Source organism: Salipiger marinus, from assembly GCF_035481585.1.
Taxonomy (GTDB): domain Bacteria; phylum Pseudomonadota; class Alphaproteobacteria; order Rhodobacterales; family Rhodobacteraceae; genus Salipiger; species Salipiger marinus.
In genome coordinates this window covers 19,725-27,653 of sequence record NZ_JAYKSL010000016.1, presented here as the reverse complement: position 1 = coordinate 27,653, position 7,929 = coordinate 19,725, and the positions used below count along the sequence as shown (strand labels likewise).

Annotated in this window: 8 protein-coding genes; 7 read left to right on the top strand and 1 reads right to left on the bottom strand. The window is 65.8% G+C overall.

Annotation, left to right across the window (positions count from 1 at the left end; translation table 11 throughout):
- Window positions 1-522, top strand: a 522-nt coding sequence (locus tag VK682_RS18885; RefSeq protein WP_324782351.1) for a class I SAM-dependent methyltransferase, incomplete at its 5' end; no start/stop codon positions are given.
- Window positions 523-631: 109 nt separating this feature from the next.
- Here the strand turns inward: VK682_RS18885 and VK682_RS18880 are convergent.
- Entirely contained in the window at window positions 632-1,534 is a 903-nt protein-coding gene (locus VK682_RS18880) for a 5-dehydro-4-deoxyglucarate dehydratase (RefSeq protein ID WP_207543690.1), read from the bottom strand.
- 144 nt (window positions 1,535-1,678) lie between these two features.
- Here VK682_RS18880 and VK682_RS18875 point away from each other — a divergent pair, with 144 nt between their 5' ends.
- From VK682_RS18875 to VK682_RS18850, 6 genes are all read left to right on the top strand, one after another.
- Window positions 1,679-2,392, top strand: coding sequence for a GntR family transcriptional regulator (locus tag VK682_RS18875; protein ID WP_089851854.1), 714 nt, complete (start codon window positions 1,679-1,681; stop codon window positions 2,390-2,392).
- A 78-nt stretch (window positions 2,393-2,470) separates the two neighbouring features.
- Window positions 2,471-3,364, top strand: coding sequence for a dihydrodipicolinate synthase family protein (locus VK682_RS18870; protein ID WP_324782350.1), 894 nt, complete (start codon window positions 2,471-2,473; stop codon window positions 3,362-3,364).
- A gap of 234 nt (window positions 3,365-3,598) precedes the next feature.
- A complete protein-coding gene (locus tag VK682_RS18865; protein WP_089851849.1) occupies window positions 3,599-4,576 on the top strand; it encodes a Bug family tripartite tricarboxylate transporter substrate binding protein in 978 nt (325 codons plus the stop codon).
- 68 nt (window positions 4,577-4,644) lie between these two features.
- Window positions 4,645-5,118 (top strand): tripartite tricarboxylate transporter TctB family protein, encoded by a 474-nt coding sequence (locus VK682_RS18860; protein WP_089851847.1) that lies wholly within the window; start codon window positions 4,645-4,647, stop codon window positions 5,116-5,118.
- Entirely contained in the window at window positions 5,118-6,644 is a 1,527-nt protein-coding gene (locus VK682_RS18855; RefSeq protein WP_089851846.1) for a tripartite tricarboxylate transporter permease, read from the top strand. Before VK682_RS18860 ends, VK682_RS18855 begins: the two co-directional genes overlap by 1 nt.
- 305 nt (window positions 6,645-6,949) lie before the next feature.
- Complete coding sequence (locus VK682_RS18850) at window positions 6,950-7,906, top strand: TAXI family TRAP transporter solute-binding subunit (RefSeq protein WP_324782349.1); 957 nt, start codon at window positions 6,950-6,952, stop codon at window positions 7,904-7,906.
- Window positions 7,907-7,929 lie beyond the last annotated feature (23 nt).

The following is a 7,929-nucleotide window of genomic DNA, read 5'->3' as shown; positions in this document are numbered from 1 at the left end:
CCCCCCCCCCGCAGCCGCGCCCCGGGGGCCGAGTTTCACATCGCCGGGGCAGAGGCGATCCCGGCGCGGGACATGAGCTTTGGCGCGGCCATCCTGATGAACACGCTGCACCACATCCCCGGCCCCCTGATGCAACCCGCGCTGGCAGAGGCCTTTCGCGTGCTGCGCCCCATGGGGCTTCTCGTCGTGGTCGAACCGCTGGCAGAGGGGTCGTTCTTTGACGCGATGCGGCCTCTGGATGATGAAACCACGGTGCGCGCGCAGGCCTTGGCCGCGCTGGCAGCGTTCGAGACCGACACCGGCGCGCAGCCCCTGTCCGACACGAGTGTGGAGCGGATCAGCCGCTTTGCCGGGCTTGACGCCTTTCTGAGCTATGTCTGCCAGCCGGATCCGGGCCGCGCCGAGCAGGCCACGCGGCAGCGCGCTGCCATTGCGGCGGCGTTCGAGCGTGCGGCGGAACCCGCCGATGGCCTGTTCGTGCTGCGCCAGCCGCATCTGCTGCGGGTGCTGCGCCGCCCCTAGGGCGTGGCAGGCCCCGGAATCACCCCCCGCGTGGCCGATGTCCGCCATGATGACAAAGGCTTCGCGGGGCTCCGGCTCTGCCCCGGCGGACCGGGGCAGGTCTGGGCGGTCAGCTGCGCCCGGCGATCAGCTGGCGCATCATCTCCACCTCTTCTTCGGTGAGGCTGGTCAGGGGCGCGCGCACCGGGCCGGTGGCAAAGCCGCGCAGCGCCACGCCCGCCTTGATCGCCGACACCGCATAGCCGGTCTTGCGGTCGCGGATCGCCGCGAAGGGGTAATAGAACTCCTGCAGCAGCCGTTCGCAGGTGGCATCGTCCCCGGCGGTGAAGGCGCGGTGAAATTCCAGCGCGGTCGCGGGCACGAAATTGAACACCGCCGAGGAATAGGTGGGCATGCCCGCCCCGCGATAGGCCTGCGCAAAAAGCTCGTGCGTGGGCATGCCGCCGATATAGGACAGCCGGTCCCCCAGCTGCAGCGTGACCCGGCGCACCGTGTCGATGTCGCCCGTGCCGTCCTTGAACCCGATCAGGTTCGGGCATTCGTCCGCCAGCTGCGCCAGCGTCTCTGCCGACACCCGCGACTGGCCCCGGTTGTAGACGATGACGCCCATGTTGGTGGCGCGGCACACCTGCCGGATGCGGTCGGCAACGCCATCCTGCGGCGCCTCGGTCAGGTAATGCGGCAGCAGCAGGATGCCGTCGCCGCCTGCCGCCTCGATCTCGCGGGCCAGATCGCAGGCGACGCGCGTGCCATAGCCGCAGCCCGCGATCACCGGCGCGTCGCCGGAGACGCTGCGCGCGGCTTTCACCACCTCGACGATCTCGCCCGGGGTCAGCGAAAACATCTCGCCGGTGCCGCCTGCGACGATCAGCCCCGCCACATCATAGTCCGAAAGCCACGACAGATGGTCCATGAAGGGTTTCGGGGCAAAACGGTCCTCGCCATCAAAGGGCGTGACAGGAAAAGACAGCAGGCCGCTGCGAATGATCTCGCGCAGGTCGGTGGGGGCGATCATGATAAGTCTCCTACGTCGGGGGCATGTGGCTTGCCGAGCCAATTGATATACACTAATATTTTAGTTTTACGGCATGGTCAAGCAACCCCGGACTCAGGTTAGCTGCGCGCAACAAGTCCTTGAGCGACGTCAGGAACACCTATGAACACATCTTTGCAGGCGGCGCTGGATCTGATGCGCCCCGAACCCAGCATCCTCCGGCCCACGGCGGCCTCGCGCATCTATGACGACCTGCGCCAGCGCATCCTGTCGCTGGATCTGCCGCCCGGCACCAACCTGCTGCGCGCCGAACTGGCCAAGGACTATGAGGTCAGCCAGACCCCGCTGCGCGACGCGCTGCAGCGGCTGGATCAGGACGGGCTGGTCAAGATCTACCCCCAGTCGCGCACGCTGGTGACGCGGATCGACGTGCCGCAGCTCAACGAGGCGCTGTTCTTGCGCCGCGCGCTGGAAACCGAGGTGGTGCTGGGCCTCGCCCGCGCCAAGGTGCCCGAAACGGTGGTGCGGGCGCGTGCCGTCATCGCGATGCAGCGCGCCGTGGCCGAAGAGGGCACGCAGCTGCGCAAGTTCCAGCAGCTCGACGAATATTTCCACTTCATCCTGTTCGAAGGGCTGGGGCGCGAGGCGCTGCACGCGCTGCTGCGGTCGCGTTCGGGTCATCTGGACCGGGTGCGCCGCCTGCAGCGCCATTCCGAAGAGAAGCTGCAGCAGATCCTGCAGGGCCATACCGCCATCATCGACGCCATAGAGGCCGGGGATGAAGCCCGCGCCATCCACGAAATCCGCGACCATACCTACAAACCCGAAGACTGGGCCGACGAATACCGGATCCTGCACAAGGATTACTTCGCCTGATCCGGGCCGAAGGCCCGACCCCAGATCCACCCTGACCCAGCAAGCGCGGCAGCCCTTGGCGCCGCGGAAAGGAGACTCATGCTTAGCGAAACCAAAGGGCTGCATGTCGTGGCCCAGACCCCGTTCCACCCCGATGGCGCGGTGGATCATGACAGCCTGCGCACGCTGTCGCAGTTCTATTACCGCCACGGCGCGCAGGGGCTGACCGTGCTTGGCGTCAGCGGCGAGGCGCAGAAGCTGACCATGGACGAATCGGTGGCCGTCGCCGCGGGATTTGTCGCCGCGGCGGAGGGTCGGCGGATCATCGCGGGCGTCTCCTCGCCCAATCTCGCGCAGATGGTCGAACTGACCCGGCAGGTGATGGCCGAAGGCTGCGACGCGGTGATGATCTGCCCGCCCGGCGGCATCCGCACCGACGAGGATCTGATGCGCTATTTCGAGGCGGTGTTCGAACGGATCGGCGATGTGCCGGTGGTGCTGCAGGATTTCCCCGCCGCCTCCGGCGTGGTGATGTCGGTGCCCGCCATCGTCCGGCTGCTGGAGGCCTTTCCCCAGATCGGCGTCATCAAGGCCGAGGATTTCCCGAGCCCGAAAAAGATCAGCCGCCTGCGCGCCGAGACGACGCGCCCGGTGCGCATCCTGACCGGCAATAACGGGCAGTATCTGGTGCAGGAACTGGAACGCGGCGCCGATGGGCCGATGGCGGGCTTTTCCTATCCCGAGATGCTGTCGGGGGTTTACGAGCTGATGACCGAAGGCCGCCGCGCCGAAGCGCATGACCTTTTCAACCGCTTCCTGCCGCTGCTGAAGCACGAGGCGCAGGGGCAGTGGGGAATCGCCCTGCGCAAGGAAATGCTGCGGCGGCGCGGCGCGCTGGCCTGCGCCGCCCTGCGCGGCCCCGGCCCCAAGCTGGACGACACCGATCTGGCCGAACTGGATTTCCTGCTGAGCCGCATGGATCTGCCAGCCTGACAGGGCCCCGGCGGGGCGGATCACCTGCCGGATGCGAAACATCTTGTCAGCGTCCCGCTCTGTCATATAGTAATGTATTAGTTGAGAGCTGACCTGGAGACAGCTTGGCGACAGCCCCGCGCGGCCGCATCTGGTCCCGCGGGGGAGGACCGTCAGGGCAGGGGACACCCCGTGTCAGGCCCGGACGGATGCGACATGGATGGCGCATCCCATCCAGCATGTGGGAGGATAGACATGACCAAGCGAACCATCTTCGGCCTTCTGGCCGCAGCCGCCGCGACGCTGGCACCCGTTGCCGCGCTGGCGGAATACCCCGAGCGGGACATCCGCGTCGTCGTGCCATGGGGCGCGGGCGGCGGCACCGACGGCATCGTGCGCAAGATCACCACGCTGGCCGAGCAGGAGCTTGGCGGCGCCTCGATCTATGTGGAAAACATCGAAGGCGGCGTCAGCGCCACCGGCATCGGTCAGGTGATGAGCGCCCGGCCCGACGGCTATACCCTTGGCGCGCTGACCTATGACAGCATCGTCACCGTGCCGTGGCAAGGCATGCTGCCCAGCTACAAGATGGACAAGCTGAAGCTGATCGCCCGCGTCACCAGCGAACCCGACGCGATCATCGTGGATGCCGGATCCGACTACCAGTCGCTCGACGATCTGGTGGAGGCGGCCAAGGCCGATCCCGGTCAGATCCGCATCGGTGTCCAGAACCTTGGCGGGCGCGTCCACCTGACGCTGCTGCAGCTGCAGAGCCTGACCGACACCGAGTTCAAGATCGTCTCCTATCCCGGTGGCGCCGCCCCGCAGAAAGAGGCGCTGCTGTCCGACGAGGTGGATGTGGTGCTGACCAGCCTTGGCGATTTCGCCAACCTGATCGAGGATGGCACGGCGCGCGGACTGGTCGAGTTTTCCGACACCCGCAACCCGACCTATGACGTTCCGACCTCGGACGAGGCGGGCGTGGATCTGATGAACGGCAGCTTCATCGTCATGGCCGCCCCCGCAGGCACGCCCGATGACGTGGTGGCCAAGCTGGAAGGCGCCTACAAGGCCGCCTATGACAGCGCCGAGTTTCAGGACTGGATCGCCAAGGTCGGCGTGACCCCGAACTGGCTGGGCTCGGACGAGGTGACGCAATGGGCGGATGACACCGCGCAGGGCCTGTTCACCGAAATGGACCAGCTGGTCGAAAGCGGCATCCTGTCGAAATAACCTTTGCGTTTCCGGCGGCACCGGGCATCGCCCCGGTGCCGCCTTTTGTCCCAAAGGAAGGCTCTGCGATGGGCGAACGTGCGAATCTGTTCCGTGCCGGCGTGCTGCTGCCGGTCTTTCTTCTGGCGGTCACCACCGTCTATCTGGCAGCGTCTTTCGACATCCACACCCAGTTTTCCGGCGATGGCGAGATGAGCCCGCGGTCGATCCCGATCCTTGCCGCGCTGCTGATGTATGCAGCACTGGCCGTCGTGCTCTGGACCGAACTGCGCGAACCTTCGGACAGCATCGCGCTGCGCGACATGGCACGCCCGGCGCTGGTGGTGCTGGCGACCTCCGCCTACATCTTCCTGTTCCGCCCCTTGGGCTACATCCCCTCGACGCTGGCCTATAGCGCGGTGCTGCTGATCATCTTCCGGCTGGAAACCCGCAGGCCCCATATCTTTGCGCTCTACGTGATCGGGGTGACCGCAACCTTCTACGGTCTGTTTGCGGGCATTTTCGGCGTGCGCCTGCCCGCCATGTTCGAGGGCCTCTTCTGATGGACACGTTTCTCAACCTGCTGACCGGCTTTTCCGCGCTGGCCGACTGGTCGGTGCTGGCCTTCATGGTCGGCGGCTTTCTGGTGGGCACCTTCTTCGGCGCCATGCCGGGGCTGACCTCGGTGCTGGCCATCGCCCTGCTGCTGCCCGTCACCTATACGATCGACGTGGTGCCCGCGCTGGTCATGTGCGCCTCGATCTTCATGGCGGGGATGTATTCCGGCTCGATCACCGCCACCACCATCAACATTCCCGGCGCGCCGTCGTCGATGATGACGGCGGTCGAAGGCAACCAGCTGATGCTGAAGGGCCAGGGCGCCAACGCGCTTGGCCATGCCGCCCTTGGGTCGATGATCGGCGGCTGCATCGGCACGGTGCTGCTGATGGCCTTCATGCCGGTGGCGGCGGAACTGTCGCTGCTGATCCGCACGCCGGGCAAATTCTCGCTGGTGCTGTTCGCGCTGGTGGTCATCATCATCGTCGACAAGGACAACATCGCCAAGGGCGTGGTGGCCACGCTGCTGGGGATCATGATCGCCACCGTCGGCATCGACGTGCTGCAGCCGATCCCGCGCTTCAACTTCGGCACCGAAACGCTGGTCGAAGGCATCGACATCATGCCGCTGGTGATCGGCGCCTTTGCCGTCAGCGAGGTGCTGACACAGGCGCAAAGCTGGAACGACCCGCTGGCCAGAACGCTGGAAAAGGCGCGCGGTCTGGTGATCCGCCGCCGCGATTTCATCCCGCCCATGTCGGAAATCCGCGCCATCGGCCTGCTGGCCTATCTGCGCAGCGCCTTCATCGGCTATGGCATCGGCATCCTGCCCGGCGCGGGCGGATCCATGGCGGCCTTCGTGTCCTATGCCGTGGCCCGGTCGGGATCGAAAAAGCCCGAGGAATACGGCAAGGGCTCGCGCGAAGGCATCGCCGCCGCCGAATGCGCCAACAACTCCATGTGCGGCGGCGCCTTCGTGCCCATGCTGATGTTCGGCATTCCGGGCGATCCCACCACCGCCATCGTGCTGGGGGTGCTGGTCATCAACGGGCTGCAGCCCGGCCCGAGGCTGCTGGAAAGTCAGGCCGATCTGCTGGCGCCCATGCTGGGCTCGCTCTTCCTGTCGGCGCTGATCCTGATCCCGCTGTCGCTGTGGCTGCTGGGGCCCTATTTCGTGCGCATCGTGTCGATCCCCAAGGGGCTGCTTTACACGGCCATCGCCGTGGTGGCGCTGGTGGGCTCCTATGTGGCGACCTATTCGGTGTTCCAGATGGCGCTGGCGGTGCTGTTCGGGGTGCTGGCCTATTTCATGCGCCAGCAGAACTATTCCACCGTGTCGCTGCTTCTGGGCTTCATCCTTGGCCCCGATCTGGAGGAATACCTGCGGCGCGCCCTGTCGCTGAACGATGGCAACCCGATGATCTTCCTAACCAGCCCGGACAGCCTGTTCTTCCTCGTGCTGACGGCGATCTTTGCCTATGTGATCCTGTTCCGCAAACCCAAGCGCGGCCCGCTGGCCCGCGACGGCTAGAGGCCGCGTGTAACGGACCCATCGCCAGCAGGGCGCGCGGCCAGACCGGTCGCGCGCCCTGTGCCGTTCCGGGGCAATGCCGCAAAATGCCCGGTAATACGTCTTATGGTAAATAAATCGCAAAGCCGCCGTTCTCCTGCGGATCCGCAGACTTGCACCACCCCGGGCAGATTTCTGCTGGAGACGGGGCAATTTTATGCCAGAAATAATGCACGGAAACCCCGGTCTTTGTTCACGTCGCGCTTGCGATGAGGCTTTATCGGGCCGTTCGTCCCGTCACGGGGCACACACAGGGAGGAATTTTCATGAAACGCTTCACCGCCGTTCTGCGCGGCACTCTTGCTGCATCCGCTCTTTCGCTCTGCGCCAGCGGCGCCATGGCACAGGATTTTGTCAACGTCCTGACCGGCGGCACCTCGGGCGTGTATTACCCGCTGGGTGTCGGCCTTTCCAACATCTACGCCGAAAACATGGACCGCGTGCGCACGCAGGTGCAGTCCACCAAGGCCTCGGTCGAAAACCTGAACCTGCTGCAGCAGGGCCGGGGCGAGATCGGCTTCGCGCTTGGCGACAGCGTGGCCGCCGCATGGAACGGCGATGCCGAGGCGGGCTTCCCGGAAAAGCTGGACCAGCTGCGCGGCATCGCGGGCATCTATCCGAACTTCATCCAGCTTGTCGCCCTTGCCGAAAGCGGCGCCACCACGCTGGAGGACATCAAGGGCAAGGCCGTGTCCGTCGGCGCGCCCGCCTCGGGGACCGAACTCAACGCCCGCGCCATCCTTGGCGCCGCAGGCATGAGCTATGACGATCTGGGCAAGACCGAATACCTGCCCTTCGCGGAATCGGTCGAGCTGATGAAGAACCGCCAGCTGGACGCGACGCTGCAGTCGGCAGGGCTTGGCGTGGCCTCGATCCGCGATCTGGCCTCCTCGGTGGAAATCTCCGTGGTGGAAATCCCCGCCAGCATCGCCGAAAGCCTTGGCGCGCCCTATCAGGCGGCGACCATCCCCGCCGGCACCTATGACGGGCAGGAGGCCGACGTGCCGACCATCGCCATCTCCAACTACCTTGTCACCCATGCGGGTGTCTCCGACGAGGTGGCCTATCAGATGACCAAGCTGCTGTTCGACAACCTCGAAGAGCTGACCTCCTCGCATCAGGCCGCCGCCCAGATCAAGCTGGAGGCTGCGCTCGACGGCATGCCCGTGCCGCTGCATCCCGGTGCCGAGCGGTTCTACCGTGAACAGGGCATGATCAACTGATCCACCCCGACCGGGGCCGCCAC